Source organism: Amycolatopsis speibonae, from assembly GCF_042647925.1.
In the GTDB taxonomy this organism is placed as follows: Bacteria; Actinomycetota; Actinomycetes; order Mycobacteriales; family Pseudonocardiaceae; genus Amycolatopsis; species Amycolatopsis speibonae.
Map to the genome: position 1 here is coordinate 19151 of NZ_JBHRWK010000029.1, position 26126 is coordinate 45276.

The following is a 26126-nucleotide window of genomic DNA, read 5'->3' on the forward strand; positions in this document are numbered from 1 at the left end:
TCTCCGATTCTCGTAGACATGATCGACTGGGGAGGACGACATGGGGCGGTCTCGCGTAGTGAGGCCGACAAGGTTTTGGGCCGTCGCGCGGTCCTCGAAGGGTTGCGGAGCGGAGTGCTCGCTCAACCTTGGCGAGGGGTGATCGTGCACGCGGCTGACCTGCTCGAGCTGCCGACAAGAGCCCAAGCGGCACTGATGGCCGTGGGGCAGCCCGCCGCGCTTTCCGGGGCCACTTCCCTTGCCTTGCATGGGATTTCAGCTGTCGACGACTTGACCGTCCACATCACGGTGCCCTATCCGAGGCGGGCGAGATCCAAGCCGGGGTTGGTCGTGCACCGAGCCGCGTTCCAGCCATATGACACCACCGAGCTCAACGGTCTGACCCTGTTCTCGCTGGAGCTCGCGTTGGCGGACTTCCTCTGCGACGGTGACAGGCGGACAGCTTTCGCCGCGGTCGACGAGGCGCTGCACGGCCTGGCGCCGGATCATCACCGAGTACTCCGGGACAACGTCCGGGATCGTATTTTGGACCGCGTGGACAAACGAGGTATCCACAGGGCGCAGATGCTGTTGGCGCTCGCGACGGGGAAGGCCGAGTCGCCACCCGAGAGCATCTTTCGGCTCATCGTGGTGGAGGCGGGATTCCCGGTCCCGGAGGCGCAGTACGAGGTCTGCACGATCGACGGCCGAAGGCTGTACGTGCTCGACATCGCGTGGCCTGCCGTGCGGATCGCACTGGAGTACGACGGGTTCGCCACGCATGAGGAACGGCAGGGCCACGATCGTGAACGGGATGCGCGGATGGCCGGACGCGGGTGGATCACGATCCGGGCGGGTGCGGCCGATCTTCGCGATCCGCGTCGCGTGTTGGCTGAGCTTCGCGACGCGTTCGAGCGTCGTTCCGTGCAAGTCGCGTGATCAGGAGGGCGACACGCGTGACGTGAAGGGTCACACGCGTGATCAGCCGCTGATGCCCTGGCAGGGGCGGGTGCGGAGCGCGTCGACGTAGTCCGCGGGGGCGCCCGCGGCTTCGGCGGCGTCGGCGAGAACGCCGAGATAACGCGCCGAAGGGAGCCCGCCTTCGTAGGCGTCCACGACGTACAGCCAGGGCAGGACGGAACCTTCCATGGTCTGCACGCGCAACTTGAGCTTGGTGTGCATCCCGAGCTCGCCGCCTTCCCAGCGGTCGAGGCCGTCCTCGTCCAGCGGCGTGACGTCGTACAGCACCACGAAGACCCGGGAGCCCGGGTCTTCGACGATGGTCGCCAGCGCGCCTTCCCAGCCGAGGTCTTCGCCGCCGAAGGTCAGCCTCCAGCCCTCCAGCCAGCCGGTGCCGGCCATGGGCGAGTGAGGAGCGCGCTCCAACATCTGGGCGGGCTCCATATTGGATCCATACGCGGCATACAACGGCACGGTGACAGCCTAGCGACCCACCGGTCACCCGGCTGGACGCACATGCCGTGTCCGGCCACTCAATCCGCCCAGCGGTCGCCCGCGTACGGTAAACGCAGTCACAGACACCGCTGCGAGGAGGAGACCAGTGACCAAGATCGTGATCATGGGCGGAGGCCCCGCCGGTTACGAAGCGGCACTGGTCGCGGCCCAGCACGGGGCCGACGTCACCATCGTCGAACGCGACGGTCTCGGCGGCGCCTGCGTGCTCTACGACTGCGTTCCGTCCAAGACGTTCATCGCCTCCTCCGGCGCGCTCGCGAACATGCACGACCTCCGCGAACTCGGCATCAACACCGACATGGCCGACACCAGTGTCGACCTGCCGACCGTCCACGGCCGCGTGAAGGGCCTCGCCCTCGCGCAGTCCGCCGACATCCGCGCCCGTGTCCAGCGCGAGGGCGTCCGCGTCGTCATCGGCCAGGCCCGCTTCGACGACGACGAAGCCGGACTCGCCGCGCACAAGGTCGCCGTCACCGCCCACGACGGCTCGACCGAGGTGCTCGACGCCGACGTCGTCCTCATCTCGACCGGCGCCACCCCGCGGGTGCTGCCCGGCGCGGTGCCGGACGGCGAGCGCATCCTCGACTGGCGTCAGCTCTACGACCTGCGCGAGCTGCCCGAGCACCTGGCCGTCATCGGTTCGGGTGTCACCGGCGCCGAATTCGCCTCGGCCTACACCGAGATGGGCGTCAAGGTCACCGTCGTCTCCAGCCGCGACCGCGTGCTCCCGCACGAGGACGCCGACGCCGCAGCCGTGCTCGAAGAGGTCTTCTCCCAGCGCGGCACCACGGTCGCCAAGCAGGCGCGCGCCGACAAGGTCGTGCGCACCGACAAGGGCGTCGAGATCTACCTCGCCGACGGCCGCGTGATCGAAGCCAGCCACGCGCTGATGACCGTCGGTTCGGTGCCCAACACCACCGACATCGGCCTGGAGAAGGTCGGCATCGAGCCCGGCCCCGGCGGCTTCATCGGTGTCGACCGCGTTTCCCGCACCAGCGCGCCCGGCATCTACGCCGCCGGTGACTGCACCGGCGTGCTCATGCTCGCCTCGGTGGCCAGCATGCAGGGCCGCATCGCGATGTGGCACGCGCTCGGTGAGGGTGTCGCGCCGATCAAGCTCAAGACCGTCGCCGCCAACGTGTTCACCCACCCCGAGATCGCGACCGTCGGCATCAGCCAGCAGGCGATCGACTCGGGTGAGGTGCCCGCCCGCACCATCATGCTCCCGCTCGCGACGAACGCCCGCGCGAAGATGGAAGGCCTGCGACGCGGTTTCGTGAAGCTGTTCTGCCGTCCCGCCACCGGCGTGGTCGTCGGTGGGGTGGTCGTGGCGCCGAACGCGAGCGAGCTCATCCTTCCCATCGCGCTCGCCGTCCAGAACCAGCTCACAGTGGAACACCTGGCACTGACATTTTCGGTGTACCCGTCGCTGTCGGGGTCGATCACCGAGGCCGGTCGTCAGCTGATGCGCCACGACGACTTGGACTGATCTCCTTCCGGGAAGCAACCCTCGCGGGGGTGCCCGCGTCTAGCGCGTGTCGGTGTTTCGGTGACAGCTAGGGGTTTTTCGTGGTTCGCAGGGTTCGCAGGGGTGTCGTCGGAGTGCTGGCGATCGGTGCGGCGTCGCTGGCGGGGCCGGCGACCGGTTTCGCCCAGCAACCCCAGCCCGATCCCGGCGGTGTCACGGTGCAGCTCAACGACGACACGGCCTACGAACTCGGGCTCGTCAACAAGTACGTCCGCGGCGACTCGAACGTGGCGCTGGCGCAGTGCCCCGGCGACGGGCTGAAGGCGCCGGCGTCGACGACGTTCTCCTCGCCGGTGCTGAGCGTCGGGAAGTACGACTACGGCCCGCTCATCGGCGTCCCGGCGAACGTCAGCGCCGAGGTCGAACTCAAGGAGGGGACGGCGCCGGGCAGCTACCCGCTGACCGTCAACTGCAACGGAAAGTCTTATACGGCAACGTTTTCCGTGCCCGCCCGGCAGGTGGGCGCGGTGCCGTCCGGTTCGGCGCACGCGGGTGACGGCAGTATGGCTTCCTGATTGCGCGTTCCGGAACCGCCCTCGGACTTCGGTCCGGGGGCGGTTTTGTGTTTAGTGGATGGCGGGCTCACGAGAAGGCGAAGGTGACATGTGGGTCGGAGTGGTCGTGAGTGGCAAGTGTCGTTAGAACGACCCGAAACACTCACGACCCCCTGTGCCTGCTTCGCTTTCGCGACATTCCTCCCACCGCCCCGATTTCGCGACCTTTTCGTGATGAATCCAGGCAACCCGACCCTGGGCAGGGACGTCATGAGGGTGTCGGAAAAACAGAGAACCGCCACTGGGGGAACAGGGGCGCGGAATTCTTCTTTTCCGATTTCCATCCACATTCGTCTTTCAGGGGTATTCCAATGAAGCGCACCATCATGCTCTCCGCCGGTACCGTCGCCGGATTCCTTCTTCTCGCGCCGGGCGCGGCTCTCGCGACTTCTCCGACGCCGACTGTTCCGGCTCCCTCTTCTCCGTCGGCTTCCCCGACCGAAGACCCCGACGGCCCCGGCCCGCACGCGTCACCGGTCGGGATCCTCAAGGCCCTGACCCTCTCGCCCGCCCAGGGCAAGCCGGGGGACAAGGTGAAGCTGGACTTCCAGTGCGCCACCCGCAACAACGAGTCCGGCCCGAAGGTCACTTCGGCTGCCCTCACCGTCAACTCCGCGAACTCCATCGACTCCGCGAAGTGGTCGGCGACGGTCAAGGACATCAAGCCGGGCAAGTACCCGGTGACGCTGACCTGCTGGGGCCAGAAGTCGACGGTCACCTTCGAGGTGATCGGCAAGAAGAACCAGGTCGCGAAGGTGCCGGCCGGTGCCCCGCAGACCGGTGGCACCGAGGGGCCCGCCGACTACACCGGCGTCCTCGCCGCCGTCGGGGGCGGGCTCGCGCTGGTCGCGGGCGGTGCCGGGTTCGCGGCGTACCGTCGGCGTGCGGTGCGGGCGTAGGGATCGCGATCATTTCGTGACCTGGGCGGGCAACCGTCCGGTCTCGTCCGACGTTTGGCAGGCGTGGGGGTGAACGACGAGCCGGTCCCGGTCTGGGGGCCGGGACCGGCCTCGTCCCGCTTCCTTGAGGGGTGGACATGAAATCGACGTGGATACGAGGGCGACAGGCGCTGCTGGCGCTCGCTGTCGTCCTGCTGGCCGTTTTGGCGACGCTGGCGTTCGTCCTCTCCGGTCCCGGGGAGACCGGCCAGGCGGCGCCGCAGGGGAGCGTGAGCCAGGCGGAGACGCCGCCGGCCGAGCCGAGTGAGCCGGGGGCTCCCGTCGACGGAGGGGGCGCCGTCGAGGGGATGCCGAAGGCTGAACCGGTCTCGATCGACGTACCGAAGATCGAGGCGAAGTCCAGCCTGGTCCCGCTCGGGCTCAACGCGGACAACACCGTCGAGGTCCCGCCGGTGACCCAGCCGCTGCAGGCGGGCTGGTACGAGAACGGGCCGACCCCGGGGGAGGTCGGGCCCTCGGTGATCCTCGGGCACGTGGACGGCAACAAGCAGAAGGGCATCTTCTTCCGGCTGAGGGAACTGGTGCCCGGCGACAAGGTCTCGATCGCCCGCAAGGACGGCACGACGGCCGAGTTCGCGGTCACGAAGGTCGAGCGGGTGGCGAAGGACAAGTTCCCCACCGACGCCGTCTACGGCGACACCACCGCGCCGGAACTTCGGCTCATCACCTGCGGCGGGGTCTTCGACAAGACGTCGCGCAACTATCTCGACAACATCATCGTTTTCGCTCGGCTGATCGCGAGGTGAGGTCCATGCTCGGATACCGGTCCGTCCTGGCGGTGACAGGGGTGCTGGCGTGCGGTGCGGCGCTGGCCACGCCCGCAGCCGCGCAAGAGGTCTCGACCACGCCGACCACGACGTTCACCCCGCCGCCGATGCAGTACCCGTTCATCGCGGTTTCGCCGGCGAAGTCGAAGGCGGGGGAGGACGTCCTGGTCTCCGTCGGCTGCCCGGTCGCCGACCTCGGCGAGGTGAAGTCGATGGTGCTGGACCGCGTCGGGAAGTTCGAGATCACCTCGGAGAATCCGGTGATCCTCGGCGCCGTCGCGCATATCGACGACAAGGCGCGCCCCGGTTTCTACGCGGTCACGGCACTCTGCAAGACGAAGACGGTGACGATCAACCTCGAAGTGGCGGCGGTGCCGACTTCGTCGAACAAACCGCCGAAACCGACTACTTCCACCGGGAAAACGATGCCGCCGGGGTCTTCGGCGGCGCCGGTCAGGCCGGGGTCGGATCGTCAGGTTTCGAAGATTCCGGTGGGGGCGCCGCAGACCGGTGGGGGCCCTTTCTCGTGAGTGGTGAGGACGGTTATTGAGGGGTCGAGTGCCCCCGATGTGGCATTGGGGACACTCAGCCCGCCACGTTTGCCTTACCCCTCAATAGAACCTCACGAGTTTTTGCTTTCGAAGGCAACCGATTCCCTTTCCCGAGGGTGTTCTTGACGCGAGGGCTCGCACTGAGGGAGAAAGATCATGGGAATCAAGGGAATCGTCGCGGGAGCCGGTTTGCTCGCGATGACGGCGGGGGTGCTCCTCGCCCCGCAGGCGTCGGCGACAGCACCGCCGCCGAAGCTCTGGGTCAGCCCGGCGAAGGTCGCGCCCGGCCAGGTGCTGGACTTCACCGCCAGTTGCCACGGCACGCGCACCGCGGTGACGTCGGCGGGACTGACCGGGCCGGTCACGCTCGAAGTCCAGCCCGGCTCGGGTAACCAGGCGCCGTACGGTGGGCACGGGAAGGCCGCCGGGAAGACGGGCAAGTTCAAGGCGAGTTTCCATTGCGACGGCGGACCGAACCTGCCGGCCGCCGGCGGGACGGCGACCGTCGAGTTCGAGATCGTCTGCCTGCCGCCGACGACACCGCCTTCGAGCACGCCGCCGTCGAGCAGCAAACCCCCGTCCAGCAGCAAGCCGCCTTCGAGCAGTCAGCCGCCGTCCAGCGGCCGGCCGTCCAACAGCGGTGCGCCGTCGTCGAGCGCGGGTGACGTCGTCGCGGCGGCGCTGACCAAGCCGTGCGGCACGCCGCCGTCACCGGGCAAGACGGCGCCGCAGGTGAAGGTCACGCCGAAGGGCGCTCCGCAGACCGGCGGCGGCGCTTTCGGCTAGCCCACGGCGCATTAAGTCCGCTGAATGCGGAAGTCCGTGAAGGACTCCTTTCCTACTCTCAAGGTAGGGAAGGAGGCCTTCACGGACTTCGGGTCAGCGGGTGAGGGTCAGTCTTCGCCCTCGACCCAGTCGAAGGTCTTCGTGACGGCCTTCTTCCAGTTGCGGTACTCGGACTCGCGGCGCGCCTCGTCCATCGACGGGTCCCACTGCTTGTCCTGCGCCCAGTTGTTGCGGATGTCGTCTTCGCTCTTCCAGAAGCCCACCGCGAGACCGGCCGCGTAGGCCGCGCCGAGCGCCGTGGTCTCGTTGACCACCGGGCGGATCACCGGGACGCCCAGGATGTCGGCCTGGAACTGCATGAGCAGTTCGTTGACGACCATGCCGCCGTCGACCTTCAGCGACTTCAGCGGGACACCGGAGTCGGCGTTCATCGCGTCGATCACCTCGCGCGACTGGAACGCCGTCGCCTCCAGGACCGCCCGCGAGATGTGTCCCTTGTTGACGAATCGGGTGAGGCCGACGATCGCGCCGCGGGCATCGGAGCGCCAGTACGGCGCGAAGAGGCCCGAGAACGCCGGCACGAAGTACGCGCCACCGTTGTCCTCGACGCTGCGGGCGTGCTGCTCGACCTCGGCCGCGGAGCCGATCAGGCCGAGGTTGTCCCGCAGCCACTGCACGAGCGAACCGGTGACCGCGATCGAACCTTCGAGCGCGTACACCGTGTCGTTCGAGCCGATCTTGTAGCAGACCGTGGTGAGCAGCCCGTTGTCCGACATGACCTTCTCGGTGCCCGTGTTGAGCAGCATGAAGTTGCCGGTGCCGTAGGTGTTCTTCGCTTCACCTGGCGAGAGGCAGGCCTGCCCGAAGGTCGCCGCCTGCTGGTCGCCCAGGATTCCCGAGATCGGAACCCCGGCCAGCGCGCCCTTCTCGCGGACCTTGCCGTAGGTCTCCGAGGACGACCGGATCTCCGGCAGCATCCCCAGCGGGATGGTCATCTCTTCGGCGATCCCGGCGTCCCAGGCCAGCGTGTCGAGGTCCATCAGCATGGTCCGCGACGCGTTGGTCGGGTCGGTGACGTGCACGCCGCCGTCGACCCCGCCGGTCATGTTCCACAGCACCCAGGTGTCCATGTTGCCGAAGAGCAGGTCGCCTGCTTCGGCCCGCGCGCGGGCGCCGTCAACGTTGTCGAGGATCCACTTGATCTTCGGCCCGGAGAAGTAGGTCGCCAGCGGCAGGCCCACCTTCGCGCGGTACCGCTCCTGTCCGCCGCCGAGCGCGCCCAGGTCGCTGACGATCTTGTCGGTGCGGGTGTCTTGCCAGACGATCGCGTTGTATACCGGCTTGCCGGTGGTGCGGTCCCAGACCAGCGTGGTCTCGCGCTGGTTGGTGATGCCGACCGCGATGACGTCGCTGGCGACCAGGTCGCCCTTGGCGAGCGCGCCCGCCGCGACGGCCCGCGTGTTCTCCCAGATCTCCTCGGCGTTGTGCTCGACCCAGCCCGCCTTCGGGAAGATCTGCTCGTGTTCCCGCTGGTCGACGGCGACAACCCGGCCGGAGTGGTCGAAGATCATGCAGCGGGTCGACGTGGTGCCCTGGTCGATCGCGGCTACGTACGAAGTCATCGAAAACTCCAGTCTCAGGTGAGGTTGTGGACGGCGAGGAACACGAACGCGGCCAGGGCGCCACCGATGAGCGGACCGACGACGGGGACCCAGGAGTAGCCCCAGTTCGGGTTGGCCTTGTTCTTGATGGGCAGCAGGAACGCGTACGCGAGGCGGGGGCCGAGGTCTCGGGCCGGGTTGATGGCGTAACCGGTCGGGCCACCGAGGGACTGGCCGATGACCAGCACGACGAACGCTACACCCGCGTAACCGAGCGCGGAGTTGCCGAAGTTCGGCGTGCCGCCGGATTCGGCGTAGACCGGGCTGAGCAGGATCCAGACGACCAGCACGAAGGTGCCGATGATCTCGGTGACCAGGTTCCACGCCTTGTTCGGGATCTGCGGCGCGGTCGAGAAGATGCCGAGCGTCTCGTCCCGGTTGGGATGGTCGTCGAACTGGAGCTTGTAGGCGGCCCAGCAGAGCACCGCGCCGAGGATCGCGCCGACCAGCTGCCCGGCGATGTAGATCGGGACGTCGCCCCACTTGGTCTTGTCCGCGATGGCGAGCCCCAGTGTCACCGCGGGGTTGAGGTGCGCCTGGCTCGGCGCGGCGATGCTGGCGCCGGCGAAGACCGCGAACCCCCAGCCGAGGGTGATCATCACGACGCCACCGCCGTGGCCGTTGTTCTTCCGCAACACGTGGTTGGCGACCACGCCGTTACCCAACAGGATCAGGACCGCCGTTCCCAGCAATTCCCAGACGAATATGGCTCCTGCGCTCACCGCTGACCTCCACTGTGGACTTACCGCATGGGACATTCCGCGCAGGGCCGAACACAGTGTGCTACGGCGCCCTTGCCGACCCACGTTCGTGGCACGTTACCGTCGCGTATTTGTTCCTTCCAGGCGTCGCGCGCATCAATCTTTTCAAGATCGACGAGGGTTACGCCACACGTGTCACCCGCATAACGGACCCGTCGTGGCCGATCGTGCGATGCTGGAGCCACAGCGGCACCAAGGAGGAATGTCACGTGGCAAGCTCTCAGCGCGAAGCCGAAAACAGCCCCGCCAGGCTGGGACCGCTCAAGCGGGAAGAGTCGTGGCAGCGGCTGGGTGAGGACAAGTTCGACCTCGTCGTCATCGGCGGCGGAGTGGTCGGAGCGGGTACCGCGCTCGACGCCGCCACGCGCGGCCTGCGGGTCGCCCTCGTCGAAGCGCGCGACCTCGCCTCGGGGACGTCGAGCCGGTCCAGCAAGCTCTTCCACGGCGGGCTCCGTTACCTCGAACAGCTGGAATTCGGTCTGGTACGGGAAGCTCTGCGTGAACGCGAGCTGATGCTGACGACGATCGCACCCCATCTGGTGAAGCCGGTCAGCTTCCTGTACCCGCTGACCCACCGGATCTGGGAGCGGCCGTACACCGCGGCCGGCCTGCTGATGTACGACACGATGGGCGGCGCGCGGTCGGTCCCCGGGCAGAAACACCTGAGCCGCGCGGGCGCGCTGCGGATGGTCCCGGCGCTGAAGCGGTCCGCCTTGATCGGCGGGATCCGTTACTACGACGCGCAATCCGACGACGCACGGCATACGATGACCGTCGCCCGCACCGCCGCGCACTACGGCGCCGTGGTGCGCACCTCCACCCAGGTGGTCGGTTTCCTCCGCGAGGCGGACCGCATTTCCGGCGTCAAGGTGCGCGACGTCGAGGACGGCCGCGAGACCGAGATCCACGCTTCCGCGGTGGTCAACTGCACCGGCGTCTGGACCGACGAGCTGCAGCGGCTTTCCGGTGGCCGCGGCCGGTTCCGCGTCCGCGCGAGCAAGGGCGTGCACATCGTCGTCCCGCGCGATCGGATCGTCTCGGAGGCGGGCATGATCCTGCGCACCGAGAAGTCCGTGCTGTTCGTCATCCCGTGGCGCAATCACTGGATCGTCGGGACCACCGACACCGACTGGAACCTCGACCTCGCGCATCCCGCCGCGACGAAGCACGACATCGACTACCTCCTCGAACACGTCAACACCGTGCTCGCGACACCGCTGACGCACGACGACATCGAAGGCGTCTACGCGGGACTCCGGCCTTTGCTCGCCGGGGAAAGCGAAGAGACGTCGAAGCTTTCGCGTGAGCACGCGGTCGCCCGGGTCGCACCGGGACTGGTCGCGATCGCGGGCGGCAAGTACACGACCTACCGGGTGATGGCGGCCGACGCCGTCGACGCCGCGGCCGTCGACCTGCCCGGCAGGCCGCAGTCGTCCATCACGGACAAGGTGCCGCTGCTGGGCGCGGACGGCTATCACGCGCTGGTGAACCAGGCCGACCACCTGGCTTCCGAGCACGGGCTGCACCCGTACCGCGTCCGTCACCTGCTCGACCGGTACGGCTCGATGGTGCACGAAGTCCTCGCGCTCGGCGAAGGACGGCCGGAGCTGCTGAAGCCGCTGGAGCACGCTCCGGACTACCTCGGCGTCGAGGTCGTCTACGCGGCCAGTCACGAGGGCGCGCTTCACCTGGAAGACGTCTTGGCGCGCCGGACGCGGATCTCGATCGAGTACGCGCACCGCGGCGTCGACTGCGCCGCCCAGGTCGCCACGCTGGTGGGCGAGGTGCTCGGCTGGTCGAAGGAGCAGGAGAAACGCGAGGTCGAGGTGTACACGGCGCGGGTCGACGCGGAACGGGAGTCCCAGTCGCAGCCGAGCGACGAGGCCGCCGACGCGTTGCGTTCGGCCGCGCCGGAAGCCCGCACGGGGATCATCGAACCGGTGAGTTGATCGTTCCTGCCGGGTGGTGTGCCACGCGCGCAGGGATCGTTGCCTGATCGAGTGAAACTGGCATAGCGTCGGCCTTCCCCGACCTGGAAGGTGGCGCAGTGGTTTTTCTCGACTCGTCGACGTGGACGGACCGGATCTTCGCCGGAGGCTCGTGGGTCCCCGGTACCGGCGGCACCCGGAAGGTCACGGAGCCCGCGACGGGCGACGTCTTGGGAAGCATCGGGATCGCCTCGGCCGAAGACGCCGCGAAAGCGGCGGAGACAGCGGCCGAGGCGCAGCGGGCTTGGGCGGCGACACCGCACGTCCAGCGGGCCGCCGTGCTGCGCAAGGCCGCCCGGCTTTGGTCGGAGTACGCCGACGAGATCAGCTGGTGGAACGTCCGCGAGGTCGGCGCCGTGCCGGGCGTCGCGGGCTTTTCGCTGCACGTCGCGGAGCAGGAGTGCTACGAGGCGGCGGCGCTGCCCGGCCGCCCGTACGGCGAACTCCTGCCGAGTGAAGAACCGCGCCTTTCGATGGCCCGCCGCGTCCCGGCCGGTGTCGTGGCGGTGATCTCGCCGTTCAACATGCCGATCATCCTGGGCATCCGTTCGGTCGCCCCGGCGCTCGCGCTGGGCAACGCGGTCATCCTGAAGCCGGACCCGCGCACCGCCGTCACCGGTGGCGTGGTCCTGGCGCGGATCTTCGAGGAAGCGGGCCTGCCGCCGGGAGTGCTGCAGATGCTGCCGGGTGGCGCGGACGTCGGCGAGACGCTGGTGACGCATCCGGCGGTCCGGGTCATCTCGTTCACCGGATCGACCGGCGCCGGGCGCAAGGTCGGCGAACTCGCCGGAAAGCATCTGAAGCGGGCACACCTGGAGCTGGGCGGGAACTCCGCGCTCATCGTGCTCGACGACGCGGATGTCGACGAAGCCGCCGGGGTCGCCGCGTTCGGCTCCTTCTTCCACCAGGGCCAGATCTGCATGACCACCGGGCGGCACCTGGTGCACGAGCGGCTCTACGACGACTTCGTCGAGCGGCTGGCGGCGAAGGCGGCCGCCCTGCGCGTGGGTGACCCGGCGCGGGACGAGGTCGCGCTCGGGCCGATCATCGACGCCGGGCAGCGGGACAAGATCCACGAGCTGGTCACCGCCAGTGTCGCGGCGGGGGCCCGGGTCGCCGCCGGCGGCGAGTACGACCGGCTGTTCTACTCCGCGACGGTGCTCGCCGACGTGCCGCCGGACGCGCCCGCCGTCGCCGAGGAGATCTTCGGCCCGGTCGCGCCGGTCGTGCGGTTCTCCGACGCGGAGGAGGCCGTCCGCCTCGCCACGGCGAGCGAGTACGGGCTCTCGCTGGGGATCGTCACGCGCGATGTCCTCAAAGGACTGGAGCTGGCCGACCGCGTCCCGACCGGGATCGTGCACATCAACGACCAGACCGTCAGCGACGAGGCGAACAGCCCCTTCGGCGGCGTCGCCGCTTCGGGCACCGGAAGCCGTTTCGGTGGTGCGGCGGCGAACATCGAGGCCTTCACCGAGACGCGCTGGGTCACCGTCCGGAACCCCCCGCCCATCTACCCCTTCTGACCCCCGACCCCCGCAATTAGTCACCTACTTGCCTGGGCGCTTACCGGCGCCGGACCTCGATCAGGGCAAGTAGGTGACTAATTGCGGGGGATCAGGCGGTGCGGCGCCAGCGGATGAGGCGTTCCCCGGTCGGGGCCGGGTCCAGCTCGGGCCCGACCAGGGTGAACCCGCATTTGCGGGCGACCGAGGCCGAGATCTCGTTCGTCTCCTCGTAGCGGTAGCTGACCTCGCGCAGGCCCAGCCCGCCGAAACCGAAGCGCAGGGCCGCGCTGAGCCCGGTGCTCGCGACGCCCTTCCCCCGGGACGCGGCGCGCACCCAGACCGACGCCTCCGCGTACCCGGTGTCGAGGTCGAGGTCCCGCAGGCCGACCTCGCCCAGCAGCTCCCCGGTCGTCGGCTCGGCCACCGCCCAGGAGCAGCGTTCGTCACCGGCCCACTGCGCCGCGCGCAACGCGACGTACTCGGTCGCCTCGGCGAGGTCCCGCAAGCGGTAGTTCAGGACGTACTTGCGGTGCGTCGGGTCGGCGAAGGCCGCGACCAGCGCCGGACGGTCGTCGAGAGCCTTGTCCGCCCGCAGCTGCCGCAGGTAGTACTCGCCCGCGTTGATCTCCACCGGTTCCACCCTTCGAGGGTAACCGGACCGATCAGCGACGGCGGCTCATGATCAGCGCGACCGCCAGCGGGAGCAGGAAGACCAGGAACGTCCCGCGGGTGAAGAAGAACAGCGCGATCGCGACCACCGCGGCGATCGGCACGGCGCTGGCCGCCAGCCACTTCGACGGCGGCTGGGCCTCGTTCTTCGCGGATGCCTGCGCGACGCCGGGCATCGGCGGCAGGGGGAGCAGGGCGCTGGGGCGAGGTGAGGGCAGGTCCGTGAACAGCGGTTCGAGGTCGCTCGCGAGCCTCGCGGCGCTGACCCTCGCCGACCGCGAGCCGAACTCGTCGAGGTCGAGTCTGCCGGTGCGGACGTGCTCTTCCAGCGCATCGAGCGCGTCTTGGCGTTCGGCGTCGCTCAGCCGCATGTCCGGTCTCTCGGCACTCACGTCCCGAGTCTACGGGCGGATCAGCCGTCCAGTTCCCCTCGACGCTGCTTCCCGAGCTTCTTGTGGGCGTTCTCCCAGCCTTTGCCCCAGAGCCCTTCACCGGCGACGCTGATCCCGATCGGGATGGCGATCAACCACCAGCTGGCGCCGGTGCCGATGATGAACACGATGGTGGCGATGAACAGGAGCGGCAGCAGCGCGCCCATGACCCGCTGCGCCGACGAAATGCCCGCCCATGTCGACGCCGGCTTCTCCGGTTCGCTCACGACCGTCTTGGGCGCGTCGAAGCCCGGATGCGGTTCGGGCAGGTCGAGGAAGACCTCGGACAGCTCACCGCGCGTCTTGGCCGCGGTGATCCTCGCCGACCGCTCACCGAATTCGTCGATGTCGATCCGGCCCACGCTCATGTGCTCGCCCAGCGCTGTCAGCGCGGACTCGCGATCCTGATCACTGATCCGCAGCTGCGGAGACGGAACCTCGCTCACCCTTTCGATGGTAGGCGGAGCGAGGGCCCGTCATCCACGACATTCGTCAGTCTTTCAGCTCGAACAGCTGGGTTCCCTGCGTCACGGCGGCGCCGACCTCGACCGAAAGACCGGTCACGGTACCCGCCTTGTGCGCGGTGACCGGGTTCTCCATCTTCATCGCCTCGAGCACGACGACGAGTTCGCCCGCTTCGACCCGCTGGCCTTCTTCGACGGCGACCTTGACGATGGTGCCCTGCATCGGCGCGGTGACCGCGTCGCCGCTCACGGCCGCCTTGGTGCCGCCCGCGCGCTTGCGCGGCTTGGCCTTGACGGCCGTCCCGCCGCCACCGCCGTCGAGCGAGAACCCACCGGGAAGCGACACTTCCAGACGCCGTCCGCCGACCTCGACGACGACGTTCTGGCGGGGCTGCTCGTCTTCGGCCTCGGCGGCTTCCGGCGCGACGAACGGCTCGATCTTGTTGTCGAACTCGGTCTCGATCCAGCGGGTGTGCACGCTGAAACCGTTCTCGTCGCCGATGAAGGCCGGGTCGTCCACGATCACGCGGTGGAACGGCAGGACCGTCGCCATCCCGTCGGCGACCATCTCGGCCAGCGCCCGGCGGCTGCGCTCGAGCGCGTTCTGCCGGTCCGAACCGGTGACGATCAGCTTCGCGAGCATCGAGTCGAACTGGCCGCCGATGACGCTGCCGGACTCGACACCCGAATCGACCCGGACCCCCGGGCCGCTCGGCGCGACGAACTTCGTCACGGTGCCGGGCGCGGGCAGGAAGCCGCGTCCGGCGTCTTCACCGTTGATGCGGAATTCGATCGAGTGGCCCCGCGGTTCCGGGTCCTCGGTGATGCGCAGCTTCTCGCCGCGCGCGATGCGGAACATCTCGCGCACGAGGTCGAGGCCCGTGGTCTCCTCGGACACCGGGTGCTCGACCTGCAGTCGCGTGTTGACCTCGAGGAACGAGATCGTGCCGTCGACGGCGACGAGGTACTCGACGGTCCCGGCGCCGTAGTAGCCGGCTTCCTTGCAGATCGCCTTCGCGGACTCGTGGATGCGCTTGCGCTGCTCGTCGGTCAGGTACGGCGCGGGCGCCTCCTCGACCAGCTTCTGGTGGCGGCGCTGCAACGAGCAGTCGCGAGTGCCGACGACGATGGCGTTGCCGTGCTGGTCGGCGAGGACCTGGGCCTCGACGTGCCGCGGCTTGTCGAGGTAGCGCTCGACGAAGCATTCGCCGCGGCCGAAGGCGGAGATCGCCTCGCGCGTCGCGGATTCGAAGAGCTCCGGGATCTCTTCGCGGGTGCGGGCGACTTTGAGGCCGCGGCCGCCACCTCCGAACGCCGCCTTGATCGCGACCGGCAGGCCGTGCTCGTCGGCGAAGGCGACGATCTCGTCGGCGTTCGCGGCGGGGTCCTTCGTGCCGGGCACGAGGGGGGCCCCGGCGCGCAGCGCGATGTGGCGCGCGGTGACCTTGTCGCCGAGGTCGCGGATGGCCTGCGGGCTCGGCCCGATCCAGGTCAGCCCGGCGTCGATCACGGCCTGCGCGAAGTCCGCGTTCTCGGAGAGGAACCCGTAGCCGGGGTGGACCGAGTCCGCGCCCGACCGCTTGGCGGCGTCGAGCAGCTTGTCGAAGACGAGGTAGCTCTCGGCCGCGGTGGTGCCGCCGAGCGCGAAGGCCTCGTCGGCGAGACGGACATGGGGTGCGTCACGATCCGGATCGGCGTAGACGGCGACGCTGGTCAGCCCGGCATCCTTCGCCGCCCTGATCACCCGGACCGCGATTTCCCCGCGGTTCGCGATCAGGATCTTGGTCACCGGACCACCTGTGCCGGCCTGCTCGGTCACGCCGTACCTCCTGCGTTCGCACGTCGGGCCGCCCCGATGCGGCTCCGCAGCAGTTTACGGAAGTTCCCGCCTCGAATAGTGAGAGCAAGGCCACCCGGTGACCTCTGTTTTATACCAGCGCTCCGTGGTGCCGCAGTTCTTCTATCAGGCGTTACACCAGGGCTTCTCGGTGCCGCAGTTCCTCCGGAAGGTCGGAATCCAGCACGATCAGGTCATACGGCTGGGTCTGGTAGATCCGGCCCAGGTGCTCGGCTTTGACCAGCGCCCACGGCTGGTGCGGGCCGCAACACTCGACCAGGCGCTGCACCGTGCTGAAAGCGACCAGCGCCATCCGGCCGTCCTTGGTCGCGCGGAGTTCGACCTCCGCACGGGTGAAGTCCTTCGGCTTTTTCGCCGTGGGGAGGAACAGGGCGTTGGGCAGTCCGGGGTTCGTCACAGGAACAACATAGACGTGCACTCTGCGCTAGATCACTTACGCTCTCGGATATGCGGACTCAGGAAGCGCGGGCGCCGCGATCGGTGCTGTTCACCGCGCTGCTGGCGGTGGTGGTGACGGCGGGCGTGATCGTGGCCGTGATCCTGCTCCGCCCGAAGGCGCCGACGCCCGCCGGAGCGCCTGATGGGTACGCGGTGCCCGAAACCGTGCCCGCCACACCCGGAGTCAACTGCGGTCACTCGGCCTGCCGGGAGATCGGCGCGATGACCGTCGGCGGGTTGCCCGTCGTGCTGCTCGCCGACGAAGCGGGGAAGCAGGGCGTCGTCAAGATCGGGGCGGACACGGTGATCCCGCTGATCATCAATGACATGGGGGTCACCCTCAAGGGCGATTCTTTGCGCTGTGTCGACGGCGCGACGCCGGTCTGCCTGGTGCGCGGCGAAGCAGGCGGCGGTTCGGCGGGCGAACTGTTCGTCGCGCGCGGCGGGATCTGGCGGGACACCGGGAAGCCGTACTTCTCCGACGCCGGCACGGTCGCGCTGAGCGACGTGACCGCCGACGGGGTCGCGGACGTCATCGTCGTCCGGCACGAATGCCCCGGCGCGCAATCCGGATCGGCCCGGTGCCAGGCGGCGCCGGTGCTCGCGGAGGTCTACGACGTCGGCCGCGGCTCGGTGGGCTGCACGCGGCGGTACACCGCGCCTTCGGAGTTGAAGGGGTGGCCGGACGTGCGGCTGACGAAGGCGGACCTGCGCCCCTGTCCCTGAAGCGGGCCCGGCGGGCTCGGTGGGAGCAAGGGACCTTTGCTCACGTTAGTTAGCGTGCTAAACAACGTGAGCAAAGGTCCCTTGCTATCGCTTCTCTCAACGTTAAGAGAAGCGATAGCAAAGGTCCCTTGCTCTCCTGCTGCCTGTGCTCGCTCCGGGTGTATGCAATGAAAGGCTCTTTCCTTGCAAAATTTGCAAGGAAAGAGCCTTTCATTGCACGGGGTGCCGGTCGGAGGGTCGTGAAGGCCTCCTTGCCTACCCTGAAGGTAGTGAAAGGGCCCTTCACGGAGCGCCGCATCGCCCCAGGCGCCCCAGAAACCACACGCGCCACAGCAGGTGCCGCGTGAAGGCCCCCTTCACGCGGCTCAGCCGAGGGAACGCCCAACTACGTGAAGGCCCCCTTCACTGCGCTAGGCGCAATGAAGGGGGCCTTCACGTACTCAACGAGAGGTCAGGCGCCAGCCGTGGCCGGTTCCTTCTCCGAGGTGGTGGCCGCTTCGCCGTTGTCGGTGGGCGAAGGGTCCGTAGGCGCGTCGAGCACGTCGTCGTCCAGCAGGCCTTCGCTGCGAGCGACGATGACCGGCACGACGATCTGGCCGGCGACGTTGGTCGCGGTCCGGATCATGTCCATGATCGGGTTCACCGAGTAGATCAGCGCGATCCCGAGCGCGACCTGCGCCGGGTCGAGCCCGATGACCGACGCGGTCAGGGTCAGCGCGGCCAGCCAGCCGGTGACGCCCGCGGTCGCCAGCGCGCCGAACACGGCGGCCGCGACGATCCCGACGTACTGCCAGAAGTTCAGCGACACACCGGAAAGGTTCGCGATGAAGATCGCGCCGATCGCCGGGAACACCGCCGCGCAGCCGTCCATCTTCGTGGCGCTCGCCAGCGGAGTCGCGAAGCCCGCGTAGCCGGGCTGGACGCCCAGGTTCACCGCGGCCTGGCGGGTCAGCGGCAGGGTCGCGCCCGAGGACGACGACGCGAACGCGAACTGGATCGCCGTGCCCGCCTTGGAGAAGAACTTCAGCGGGCTGACCTTCGCCACGAACTGCAGCAGGATCGGGTAGACCACCAGAAGCACCAGGAAGCAGCCCACGTACACGGCGAGAGTGGCGGTGAACAGCGGCTTGAACAGTGAGTCGCCGTAGGTCGACACGGCCTTGCCGATGAGGCCGATGATGCCGATCGGGGCCAGGCGCACGATCCAGCCGAGGTAGCGCTGGATGATCTCGAAGACGCTGCTCGTGAAGTCGACGAAGGGCTTCGCCTTGTCGCCGAGGCTGTAGGCGGCCGCGCCGATCAGGACGGCCAGGAACAGCACCTGAAGCGTCTCGCCCTCGGTGAAGGCGGTGAGGAAGTTCTTCGGCAGCAACCCGTTGATGAAGTCGCTCCACGATCCCCAGGTCGCCTTGGCGGCCTTGTCCGTGTTCTTCGCGGTCGCGGCGATGCCTTCGCCGAGGCCGCCGCTGCCCGGGTTGAACAGCTTCGCGACGGCGATGCCGATCAGCGACGCGATGAACGAGGTGATCGCGAACCACAATACGGTCTTGCCGCCCAGCCGGGCGGCTTTCTTGCCGCCGCCGAGGTTGCGCAGACTGCTGATGCCGACCACGATCGCTGTGAAGACCAGCGGGATCACCGCGATCTGCAGCAGCGTCGTGAAGATCGAGCCGATCTGGGCGAGCAGTTCGGTCAGCCAGCTCGCTTCGGTGCTCCTGGCGAGGACGCCGAGAAGGGCACCCACGACGAGCGAGCCGAGGACTGCCACCGCGAACACTTTTGGCCTGGTGTAGGTCCGAATGAAAGACACGGGGCGACTCCGGTGCGTGAAAGTTTCCTGATTGGCCGAACGTGAAGAACGTTCGACGAAGCAGGACTCTTCCGGATCACCCGATCGTGTGGGAGCTGTCTCAGGATGCGGGACGGGGCCAGAGGTCGATGACGCTCACGCCGACCTCGGTCAGCAAACGCCGGGTCAGCGGCAGGCTGATCCCGATGACACTCGAGAAATCGCCGTCGATCCCCTCGATGAACCAGCCGCCCAGACCGTCCAGCGTGAAGCCGCCGGCCACCTGGAGCGGTTCGCCGGACGCGATGTAGGCCTCGATCTCTTCTTGCGACGGTGTGCCGAAGCGAACAGTGGTGCCTTCGGTCCCGGAGGCTTCCTTCGTCTTCTCGCCGTTCTCGACGCGGATGATCGAGTGGCCGGTGAGAAGTTCACCGGTTTTGCCCGCCATCGACGCCCAGCGCTCGCGGGCCACCTCCGGCGTGAGTGGCTTCCCGACCATCTCGCCGTTGATCGACAGCATCGAATCGCAGCCCACGATGACCATGTCGGCGTGGGTTCCGGCGAGCGTCTCGTAGACGGCTTCGGCCTTCGCGACGGCGAGCGCGCGGACCAGCTCCACCGGGGCCGGATCGGGCAGGGACGCGGCGACCGCGTCCTCGTCGACGCCGGAGACGACGACGCTCGGATCGAAGCCGGCGGAACGCAGGACGCCGAGGCGGGCGGGGGACTGGGACGCGAGGACGAAACGCACCATCGGAAGGTACTCGACGGCCCTCCGTTGCCTGATTGTGACCTGGAACACCCGACCGTGGAGCTAGTTTGTTGTGGCGCGCAACATATGGAATGTTCGAGCTACGGAGGAACCAATGTCGTCCCGCCTCCGCGTCAGAAGATCACTTCGCACGACGCAAACCACAGTGCTCGCAGGCCTGCTCGTGGCCGGTACGGCCTTCGCGCCGATGGCGTCGGCCAGCCCCGGGCCGCTGTACAAGAACCCTCACGCTTCGACGTCCGCGCGGGTGAACGACCTGCTCAAACGGATGAGTCTCGACGACAAGATCGGCCAGATGACGCAGGCCGAACGCGGCGCTGTCACCCCCGACCAGGCCGCCGCGCTCAAACTGGGGTCCCTGTTGTCCGGCGGTGGCTCGGTGCCCGCCAGCAACACGCCGACCGGCTGGGCCGACATGGTCGACTCGTACCAGAAGGCGGCGGTTTCGACGCCGCTCGGCATCCCCACGCTCTACGGCGTCGACGCCGTGCACGGCCACAACAACGTCTACGGCGCGACGATCTTCCCGCACAACATCGGCCTCGGTGCCGCCGACAACCCGCGCCTGGTCGAGAAGATCGGCCGCGCGACGGCGCTGGAAGTCGCCGGAACCGGTCCGCGGTGGGACTTTTCGCCGTGCCTGTGCGTCGCCCGTGACGACCGTTGGGGTCGCACTTACGAATCCTTCGGCGAATCCCCGCGCGACGCCATCGCCAACGCGTCGGCCATCACCGGTCTCCAAGGGCGCAAGCTGGGGGAGAAGCCGGGTTCGGTGCTCGCGACCGCGAAGCACTACGTCGGCGACGGCGGTACGACGAACGGTGTCGACCAGGGCAACACCGAGATCAGCGAACGCGAACTGCGCCAGATCCACCTGCCGCCGTTCCGCGAGGCGATCGACCGCGGGGTCGGCTCGGTGATGATCTCGTTCTCCAGCTTCCAAGGGGTGCGCATGCACGCCCAGAAGTACCTGATCACCGACGTCCTCAAGAAGGAACTGCGATTCTCCGGCCTGGTGATCTCGGACTACAACGCGATCAACCAGATCGACGGCAAGGACGGCTTCACCCCCGAGGAGGTGCGGCTTTCGGTCAACGCGGGCATCGACATGTTCATGGTCCCGTGGGACGCTCCGCAGTTCCTCTCCTACCTCAAGGCGGAGGTCGAAGCGGGCCGCGTCTCGCGCGACCGGATCGACGACGCGAACCGCCGCATCCTCGCGGAGAAGTTCAAGCTCGGCCTGTTCGAGCATCCGTACACCGACCGATCGCTCCAGAAGACGTTCGGCAGCAAGGAACATCGAGAATTGGCTCGGCAGGCCGTCCGTGAATCCCAGGTGCTGCTGAAGAACGACGGTGTGCTGCCGCTGGCGAAGAAGAACAACAAGATCTTCGTCGCGGGCAAGAACGCGAACGACATCGGCAACCAAGCGGGCGGCTGGACGCTCACCTGGCAGGGCCAGAGCGGCCCGGTCATCCCGGGCACGACCATCCTCGACGGCCTGAAATCGGGCGCCGGGAAGGGAACCACGGTGACCTATGACCGTGCGGGTGACGGAATCGACAAGAGTTACCGAGTCGCGGTCGCCGTGGTGGGCGAAACGCCGTACGCCGAAGGGCAGGGAGACCGTCCGAACGGCTTCGGGCTCGACGCGGAGGACCTCGCCACGATCGCCAAGCTGAAGAGCTCCGGGGTCCCGGTCGTCGTGGTGACCGTGTCCGGCCGCCCGCTTGACCTCGCTTCGCAACTGCCGCAGTTCGACGGACTCGTCGCCGCCTGGCTCCCGGGTAGCGAAGGCGCCGGTGTCGCCGATGTCCTCTACGGCGACTACAACCCGACAGGGAAACTGACGTTCAGCTGGCCGGCCAGTGCGGCGCAGGAGCCGGTGAACGTCGGTGACGGCAAGAAGGCGCTGTACCCGTACGGCTACGGCCTGCGGTACCGCCGGTAAGGAAGCTTCCGCCCTCCCGCGGATGAGATGAAAGGTCCTTTCCTTGCGAATTTCGCAAGGAAAGGACCTTTCATTGCGTCGGTGGTGGTGGTGGCGGTGATCGTGGTGGGGCCGCCCGATGTCATGAAAGGGGCGTTCAGGACGAAAAACGTCAGGAACGCCCCTTTCATGACACTTGCGGGAGGAGGGTCAGGCGGCGCTGGCGGCAGGTTCGGGCGCAGGGGTGTGGTGAGCACGCGGAACCGGCCGACGCATGGTGAGCGCGGCCAGCACGCCCAGCAGCAACACCGCCGCCGGAAGCAGCAACGTCACCCGAGCCGCATCAGTCAGTCCATTGTGGACGGCTTCGAGCGCGAGCCGCTGGGCCTGCTCGGCGACACCGGACGGCAGGCCGGGGAACGCCGCGGGGCCGGACGAACTGAACTCCCCGGCCGATTCCGCGGCCTTCGCGATACCTTCCGCGAACGGCGCCCGGTACTGCTCCGGCAACGCGCTCGCGGCGGTCGCGGCCTCGTCGGCGATCGAAGTGCTGATCCGCGCCTGCAGCAGCACGCCGACGGCGGCACTGCCGAGCACGCCACCGACCTGGCGGGCGGTGTTGAAGATGCCCGACGCGGTCCCGATGAACCGCGGTTCGACCGAACTCATCGCCAGGTTGCCCATCGGCGCGAAGATGAACCCGATCCCGGCGCCCGCCACCAGCAGCGCCGGGGTGAGCGTCCACGCGTTCGCGCCCGCCCGCGCGATCAGTGCCACCAGCGCCATCCCCGCCGCCAGCGCGGTCAGCCCGATGACCAGCAGGATCTTGCCGTTGACCTTGTCCGAGGCGCGGCCGACGAACGGGCCGATCATGCCCGCCAGCAACGACATCGGCGCGAACAGCAGGCCGGACATCGTGGGGGTCTCGCCGAGTACGGCCTGGATGTAGATCACCAGCGGCAGGAACATGCCTGTCATCGCGAACCCGACGGTGACCGAGGTCAGCGTCCCGGCCGAGAAGTTGCGGTTCGCGAAGACGCCCAGCGGCAGAAGGGGTTCCTTGCGGTTGAACCGTTGCCACGCCACGAAGGCGATCAGCAGGGCGACGCCGAAGCCGATGATCTCGAACACGGTGATCGGCCCGAACGCCCGGCCCCAGTCGTAGTGCTGTCCATTTTGGACGCCGTAGACGATGCAGAACAATCCGGCGCCGGACAGCAGGATTCCCGGCACGTCGAAGGAATGCGAGTGCTTCGGCTGCCAGTCCGGGACCTTGAGCAGCGCCAGCGCGATCGCGACCACGCCGACCGGCAGGTTGACGAAGAAGATCCATTCCCAGCCGAGGTGGTCGACGAGCACGCCGCCGAGCAGCGGTCCGACGATGGCCGCGATCCCGGCGACACCGCTCCAGAGTCCCATCGCGGGGCCACGCTTCGACGGCGGGAACAGGTGGCTGATGAACGCCAGGGTCTGCGGAGTCATCAGAGCGGCGCCGAGGCCCTGCACCGCGCGGGCCGCGATGAGCATCTCGACCGAGCCGGACAGGCCGCACCACAGCGAGGCCAGCGTGAACACCACGAGCCCGGCCAGGTAGACGCGCTTCGGGCCGAAGCGGTCGCCGAGGCGGCTGGCGAACAGCATCGGCACCGCGTAGGTGAGCAGGTAGACGCTGATCACCCAGACGATGGCGTTCAGCCCGGCGCCGAGTTCGCGCAGCATCGCGGGAATCGCGGTCGAAACGATCGTGGTGTCCAGCAGGATCATGAAGAAACCCAGGCACAGCGCGGAAAGCGCGGCCCAGGGGCTAGCTTGTCTTGCGTTCATCGGTTTCGTCCTCGGTGACCAGGTTCAGGTGTGGCGTGCAGTGGTCCTGGAAGCGGATGCGGCCGGATTCCAGGTCTTCGATCAGTTTTTGGGTCCACTCCAGCTCGAAGGTGCGCCGAGCGGAGGCGTAGGACCAGTCGAGCCAGTAGATCTCGGGCAGATGTTGCTCGTTGACCATGCTTTCGAGCACGACCTTGTCGGCGGCGGCGGAAGCCTGCAGCCGCAGCACCCGGTGCTTGAGCTGGGTCACCGCCATCTCCAGGCCCAGTTCGTCGATGACGGCGAGCGCGCTGAGGTACTCGGGGTACTCCTCCGCGGGCGTGCTGAGCATGTGCTGCCCGCGGACGACGAACTCGTCGCGGCCGGCCTCCGTCATCGCGTACACGGTGCGCTCGGGGCGCCTCCCGTCCCGTTGGGTCTCGACGACCTCGACGAAACCGTTCTGCACCAAGCGATCCACCGTGTGGTAGAGCGAGCCGGCCTTCACTTTGACCCGGGTGCTGACGTAGCGCTCCTTCATCACCTGGGCCATTTCGTAGGGGTGCATGGGCCGCTCATGGAGAAGTTCCAGTACCGCCATCGCGAGCGGGGTGAGCTTCGTGGCCATGCATGATCCTTCCGGAAGATTCCGTGTCGATTATTCCGCGTGGACTATATGACACGACCTCGGCCCGCTTCAAGGGAGCCCGCTTCTTGCGCACGCTGATCGCTTGTGCGTACAGTGTGCGCAAGACGAGAACGATGTACTCGCGAACGAAGGGGAGAGATCATGACGAACGCCGTGAACTGGGACGCCGGCCGCTGGCAGGCCAGGCTGGACGAGCTTCGCGCCGCCCATCACGTCCCTGGCGCCGCGCTCGCCGTGCTGACCGGCGGCGAGATCCACGAGCTCGCGAGCGGTGTCCTGCACCGCGGCACCGGCGTCGAGACGACCACCGATTCGGTGTTCCAGCTCGGTTCGATCGCCAAGATCCACACCGCCACCCTCATCATGCGGCTGGCCGAAACTGGCGTACTGGACCTCGACGCGCCGGTCGTCGAGGTGCTGCCGGACTTCGAGACGATCGATCCCGAGGCGACCGCGGCGATCACCGTCCGGCAGCTGCTGAGCCACACCAGCGGCCTGACCTGCGACTTCACCCTCGACACCGGCCGGGGTGACGACTGCATCGCCCGCTTCGTCGAGGCGAGCAAGGGGATCGCGATGGACTGCCCGCCGGGAACCGCGGTCTCCTACAGCAGCGTCGGCTACCAGGTGCTCGGCCGGATCGCCGAGGTGCTGACCGGGCTGACCTGGGATCAGGCGCTGAAAGACCTGGTCTTCGCGCCGCTCGGGCTGAAGCAGTCGATGACCCTGCCCGAAGAGGCGCTGAGTTTCCGCGCGGCGATGAGTCACCTCGGCGACCCGGGGCAGGATCCCGAGCCCGCGCCCGCCTGGGACCTGATGCCGCGGTCGGCGGGTCCGGGCGCGCGGGTCATCGCCTCCGCCGGTGACGTCGTCCGGCTCGCCCGGATGCATCTCGACGGAGGGCTGGCGCCGGACGGCACCCGTGTTCTGGCGCCGGAAACGGTCGAGGCGATGCAACGCCGGGAAACCGACGTCCCCGACAAGTGGACGGTCAGCGCGGACGGCTGGGGGCTCGGCTGGACGCTTTACGACTGGGACGGCACGCCCGGATTCGGCCATGACGGCGCGGCCATCGGGCAGTACGCCTACTTGCGGGTGGTCCCGTCGGCGGGCGTCGCCGTCGCACTGGTGACGAACGGCGGCGGCGCCCGGCAGCTCTACGCGGCCTTGGTCCGGGAACTGCTCGGCGAGCTCGCCGATGTCCGGATTCCCGGGGCCTTCGCGCCGCCCACCGAACCGCCGGTCGTGGACCTGGCCCGGTTCGCGGGTGTCTACCGGCGTGAAGGCGTGATCATCACGGTGACCGAAGACCGGAAGCTGGTTTACGAATTCGTCGACGGCATGAAGGACTTTTCGCCGCCGCTGGAAATGGACCTGCAGCCCGTCACGGACACGGTTTTCGCCGCTTCAGGGGCCGGACCGTCGTTCAGCGAGGACTGGATGCCCGTGGTGTTCTCGACGCTTTCGACCGGAACGGACTGCGTCTACATCGGGATGCGCGCCGCTCCCAAAATCGCCTAATTCAGGCGTCTCGGCCCGATTTCGCGGTCGAGGAAGCGGTGGTACTCGATGGCCGCTATCGAATTCTCCAGCTGTTCGAACGTCGGCGCGGGGAGCGCGCCGTTGAAGACGATCGTCAGGCTCTTCCGCGGGATGTTGATGACGTAGGGATCGACGTCGAACTCTTCGCAGTACTCGCGCAGGACGGCGGTCCAGTGGTCCAGGTCCTCGTCCTCGCCGAGGTGCTCCCACCGCGCGACGATCCAGTTGCCGTTGATCAGCTGGCCCGCCATCTCCCGTGGATGGTGGACCATGTACGGCTCGGCGACGTCGTTCATCGACCGAGGTGGTCGAGGAGCGCGGCGAAGGACGCGGCCGGGAGCACCAGGATCGGGCGGGTCTTGTCCGGTAACGCCCACTGCTTGGTGTCCCGGATGCCGACCACGCCGGGTGCGCCGCCGATCTCGACGCAGGCGTTCTCTTCCCAGTGCGTGTAGGTGGACTTGTGCCAGTCGGTCAGGCGTTCGTGCCAGGTGGTCATAGGAGGGCCTTTCCCCAGTGACTGTTTCGGCAAGTAGACGG

General features: G+C 68.1%; 26 protein-coding genes. 12 read left to right on the top strand and 14 right to left on the bottom strand.

Going from position 1 to position 26126, the window contains the following annotated elements:
• The first annotated feature begins 75 nt into the window (after positions 1-75).
• The gene (locus ACFOSH_RS21115) at positions 76-918 is read left to right on the top strand and encodes a hypothetical protein (RefSeq protein WP_378240740.1); all 843 of its coding nucleotides are present in this window, start codon (positions 76-78) and stop codon (positions 916-918) included.
• A gap of 42 nt (positions 919-960) precedes the next feature.
• Here ACFOSH_RS21115 and ACFOSH_RS21120 read toward each other — a convergent pair whose 3' ends face one another.
• Positions 961-1413, bottom strand: coding sequence for a gamma-glutamylcyclotransferase (locus tag ACFOSH_RS21120; protein WP_378240741.1), 453 nt, complete (start codon positions 1411-1413; stop codon positions 961-963).
• Between the two features lie 127 nt (positions 1414-1540).
• Here ACFOSH_RS21120 and ACFOSH_RS21125 point away from each other — a divergent pair, with 127 nt between their 5' ends.
• The 6 genes from ACFOSH_RS21125 (at position 1541) to ACFOSH_RS21150 (ending at position 6600) form a co-directional block, all read left to right on the top strand.
• The gene (locus ACFOSH_RS21125) at positions 1541-2944 is read left to right on the top strand and encodes an NAD(P)H-quinone dehydrogenase (protein WP_378240742.1); all 1404 of its coding nucleotides are present in this window, start codon (positions 1541-1543) and stop codon (positions 2942-2944) included.
• A 113-nt stretch (positions 2945-3057) separates the two neighbouring features.
• On the top strand, positions 3058-3498 hold the full coding sequence (locus ACFOSH_RS21130; RefSeq protein ID WP_378240859.1) for a hypothetical protein: 441 nt from the start codon (positions 3058-3060) through the stop codon (positions 3496-3498).
• A 350-nt stretch (positions 3499-3848) separates the two neighbouring features.
• Positions 3849-4436 carry a hypothetical protein gene (locus tag ACFOSH_RS21135; RefSeq protein WP_378240743.1) on the top strand — a complete coding sequence of 196 codons (588 nt, stop codon included), beginning with the start codon at positions 3849-3851 and terminating at the stop codon, positions 4434-4436.
• A gap of 137 nt (positions 4437-4573) precedes the next feature.
• Positions 4574-5242 (top strand): class F sortase, encoded by a 669-nt coding sequence (locus ACFOSH_RS21140; protein ID WP_378240744.1) that lies wholly within the window; start codon positions 4574-4576, stop codon positions 5240-5242.
• Positions 5243-5247: 5 nt separating this feature from the next.
• Entirely contained in the window at positions 5248-5793 is a 546-nt protein-coding gene (locus tag ACFOSH_RS21145; RefSeq protein WP_378240745.1) for a hypothetical protein, read from the top strand.
• Between the two features lie 177 nt (positions 5794-5970).
• Entirely contained in the window at positions 5971-6600 is a 630-nt protein-coding gene (locus ACFOSH_RS21150; RefSeq protein ID WP_378240746.1) for a hypothetical protein, read from the top strand.
• Between the two features lie 107 nt (positions 6601-6707).
• On the opposite strand, the gene glpK is transcribed toward ACFOSH_RS21150, so the two are convergent.
• Complete coding sequence (gene glpK / locus ACFOSH_RS21155) at positions 6708-8222, bottom strand: glycerol kinase GlpK (RefSeq protein ID WP_378240747.1); 1515 nt, start codon at positions 8220-8222, stop codon at positions 6708-6710.
• Between the two features lie 14 nt (positions 8223-8236).
• Positions 8237-8983 carry an MIP/aquaporin family protein gene (locus ACFOSH_RS21160; RefSeq protein WP_378240748.1) on the bottom strand — a complete coding sequence of 249 codons (747 nt, stop codon included), beginning with the start codon at positions 8981-8983 and terminating at the stop codon, positions 8237-8239.
• Positions 8984-9231: 248 nt separating this feature from the next.
• Between ACFOSH_RS21160 and ACFOSH_RS21165 the strand changes: the two genes are divergently transcribed.
• Both ACFOSH_RS21165 and ACFOSH_RS21170 read left to right on the top strand, forming a co-directional pair.
• Positions 9232-10971 (top strand): glycerol-3-phosphate dehydrogenase/oxidase, encoded by a 1740-nt coding sequence (locus ACFOSH_RS21165; protein WP_378240749.1) that lies wholly within the window; start codon positions 9232-9234, stop codon positions 10969-10971.
• 98 nt (positions 10972-11069) lie between these two features.
• Positions 11070-12533 (top strand): aldehyde dehydrogenase family protein, encoded by a 1464-nt coding sequence (locus ACFOSH_RS21170; protein ID WP_378240750.1) that lies wholly within the window; start codon positions 11070-11072, stop codon positions 12531-12533.
• A 91-nt stretch (positions 12534-12624) separates the two neighbouring features.
• On the opposite strand, the gene ACFOSH_RS21175 is transcribed toward ACFOSH_RS21170, so the two are convergent.
• From ACFOSH_RS21175 to ACFOSH_RS21195, 5 genes are all read right to left on the bottom strand, one after another.
• Positions 12625-13155, bottom strand: coding sequence for a GNAT family N-acetyltransferase (locus ACFOSH_RS21175; RefSeq protein ID WP_378240751.1), 531 nt, complete (start codon positions 13153-13155; stop codon positions 12625-12627).
• Positions 13156-13177: 22 nt separating this feature from the next.
• The gene (locus ACFOSH_RS21180) at positions 13178-13555 is read right to left on the bottom strand and encodes a DUF1707 SHOCT-like domain-containing protein (protein ID WP_378240860.1); all 378 of its coding nucleotides are present in this window, start codon (positions 13553-13555) and stop codon (positions 13178-13180) included.
• A gap of 41 nt (positions 13556-13596) precedes the next feature.
• Complete coding sequence (locus tag ACFOSH_RS21185; RefSeq protein WP_378240752.1) at positions 13597-14061, bottom strand: DUF1707 SHOCT-like domain-containing protein; 465 nt, start codon at positions 14059-14061, stop codon at positions 13597-13599.
• A 46-nt stretch (positions 14062-14107) separates the two neighbouring features.
• A complete protein-coding gene (locus tag ACFOSH_RS21190) occupies positions 14108-15898 on the bottom strand; it encodes an acetyl/propionyl/methylcrotonyl-CoA carboxylase subunit alpha (protein WP_378240753.1) in 1791 nt (596 codons plus the stop codon).
• Positions 15899-16049: 151 nt separating this feature from the next.
• The gene (locus ACFOSH_RS21195) at positions 16050-16334 is read right to left on the bottom strand and encodes an SAV_915 family protein (protein WP_378240754.1); all 285 of its coding nucleotides are present in this window, start codon (positions 16332-16334) and stop codon (positions 16050-16052) included.
• Positions 16335-16417: 83 nt separating this feature from the next.
• Here ACFOSH_RS21195 and ACFOSH_RS21200 point away from each other — a divergent pair, with 83 nt between their 5' ends.
• A complete protein-coding gene (locus ACFOSH_RS21200) occupies positions 16418-17101 on the top strand; it encodes a hypothetical protein (protein ID WP_378240861.1) in 684 nt (227 codons plus the stop codon).
• 451 nt (positions 17102-17552) lie between these two features.
• Here the strand turns inward: ACFOSH_RS21200 and ACFOSH_RS21205 are convergent, their stop codons facing one another.
• Positions 17553-18911, bottom strand: a complete 1359-nt coding sequence (locus ACFOSH_RS21205) for a dicarboxylate/amino acid:cation symporter (RefSeq protein WP_378240755.1) — start codon at positions 18909-18911, stop codon at positions 17553-17555.
• Between the two features lie 100 nt (positions 18912-19011).
• Positions 19012-19641, bottom strand: a complete 630-nt coding sequence (locus ACFOSH_RS21210; protein WP_378240862.1) for a Maf family protein — start codon at positions 19639-19641, stop codon at positions 19012-19014.
• A gap of 166 nt (positions 19642-19807) precedes the next feature.
• Between ACFOSH_RS21210 and ACFOSH_RS21215 the strand changes: the two genes are divergently transcribed.
• The gene (locus ACFOSH_RS21215; RefSeq protein ID WP_378240756.1) at positions 19808-21613 is read left to right on the top strand and encodes a glycoside hydrolase family 3 protein; all 1806 of its coding nucleotides are present in this window, start codon (positions 19808-19810) and stop codon (positions 21611-21613) included.
• 189 nt (positions 21614-21802) lie between these two features.
• Here ACFOSH_RS21215 and ACFOSH_RS21220 read toward each other — a convergent pair whose 3' ends face one another.
• Positions 21803-23416 carry a DHA2 family efflux MFS transporter permease subunit gene (locus ACFOSH_RS21220; protein WP_378240757.1) on the bottom strand — a complete coding sequence of 538 codons (1614 nt, stop codon included), beginning with the start codon at positions 23414-23416 and terminating at the stop codon, positions 21803-21805.
• Positions 23397-24023, bottom strand: coding sequence for a PadR family transcriptional regulator (locus ACFOSH_RS21225; RefSeq protein ID WP_378240758.1), 627 nt, complete (start codon positions 24021-24023; stop codon positions 23397-23399). The genes ACFOSH_RS21220 and ACFOSH_RS21225 overlap by 20 nt, the downstream gene beginning before the upstream one ends.
• 162 nt (positions 24024-24185) lie before the next feature.
• On the opposite strand from ACFOSH_RS21225, the gene ACFOSH_RS21230 reads away from it, so the two are divergent.
• Positions 24186-25565 carry a serine hydrolase domain-containing protein gene (locus ACFOSH_RS21230; RefSeq protein WP_378240759.1) on the top strand — a complete coding sequence of 460 codons (1380 nt, stop codon included), beginning with the start codon at positions 24186-24188 and terminating at the stop codon, positions 25563-25565.
• On the opposite strand, the gene ACFOSH_RS21235 is transcribed toward ACFOSH_RS21230, so the two are convergent.
• Both ACFOSH_RS21235 and ACFOSH_RS21240 read right to left on the bottom strand, forming a co-directional pair.
• Positions 25562-25882, bottom strand: a complete 321-nt coding sequence (locus ACFOSH_RS21235; RefSeq protein ID WP_378240760.1) for a hypothetical protein — start codon at positions 25880-25882, stop codon at positions 25562-25564. The two genes, ACFOSH_RS21230 and ACFOSH_RS21235, sit on opposite strands and share 4 nt — an antisense overlap.
• Positions 25879-26085, bottom strand: coding sequence for a DUF397 domain-containing protein (locus ACFOSH_RS21240; protein WP_378240761.1), 207 nt, complete (start codon positions 26083-26085; stop codon positions 25879-25881). Before ACFOSH_RS21240 ends, ACFOSH_RS21235 begins: the two co-directional genes overlap by 4 nt.
• Positions 26086-26126 lie beyond the last annotated feature (41 nt).

Excerpts from the sequence above, each read along its gene's own strand:
- ACFOSH_RS21135 (WP_378240743.1), top strand. The coding sequence starts at position 3,849 with ATGAAGCGCACCATCATGCTCTCCGCCGGTACCGTCGCCGGATTCCTT.
- ACFOSH_RS21140 (WP_378240744.1), top strand. The coding sequence starts at position 4,574 with ATGAAATCGACGTGGATACGAGGGCGACAGGCGCTGCTGGCGCTCGCT.
- ACFOSH_RS21145 (WP_378240745.1), top strand. The coding sequence starts at position 5,248 with ATGCTCGGATACCGGTCCGTCCTGGCGGTGACAGGGGTGCTGGCGTGC.
- ACFOSH_RS21150 (WP_378240746.1), top strand. The coding sequence starts at position 5,971 with ATGGGAATCAAGGGAATCGTCGCGGGAGCCGGTTTGCTCGCGATGACG.
- glpK (WP_378240747.1), bottom strand. The coding sequence starts at position 8,222 with ATGACTTCGTACGTAGCCGCGATCGACCAGGGCACCACGTCGACCCGC.
- ACFOSH_RS21180 (WP_378240860.1), bottom strand. The coding sequence starts at position 13,555 with ATGCGGCTGAGCGACGCCGAACGCCAAGACGCGCTCGATGCGCTGGAA.
- ACFOSH_RS21220 (WP_378240757.1), bottom strand. The coding sequence starts at position 23,416 with ATGAACGCAAGACAAGCTAGCCCCTGGGCCGCGCTTTCCGCGCTGTGC.
- ACFOSH_RS21225 (WP_378240758.1), bottom strand. The coding sequence starts at position 24,023 with ATGGCCACGAAGCTCACCCCGCTCGCGATGGCGGTACTGGAACTTCTC.
- ACFOSH_RS21230 (WP_378240759.1), top strand. The coding sequence starts at position 24,186 with ATGACGAACGCCGTGAACTGGGACGCCGGCCGCTGGCAGGCCAGGCTG.
- ACFOSH_RS21235 (WP_378240760.1), bottom strand. The coding sequence starts at position 25,882 with ATGAACGACGTCGCCGAGCCGTACATGGTCCACCATCCACGGGAGATG.
- ACFOSH_RS21240 (WP_378240761.1), bottom strand. The coding sequence starts at position 26,085 with ATGACCACCTGGCACGAACGCCTGACCGACTGGCACAAGTCCACCTAC.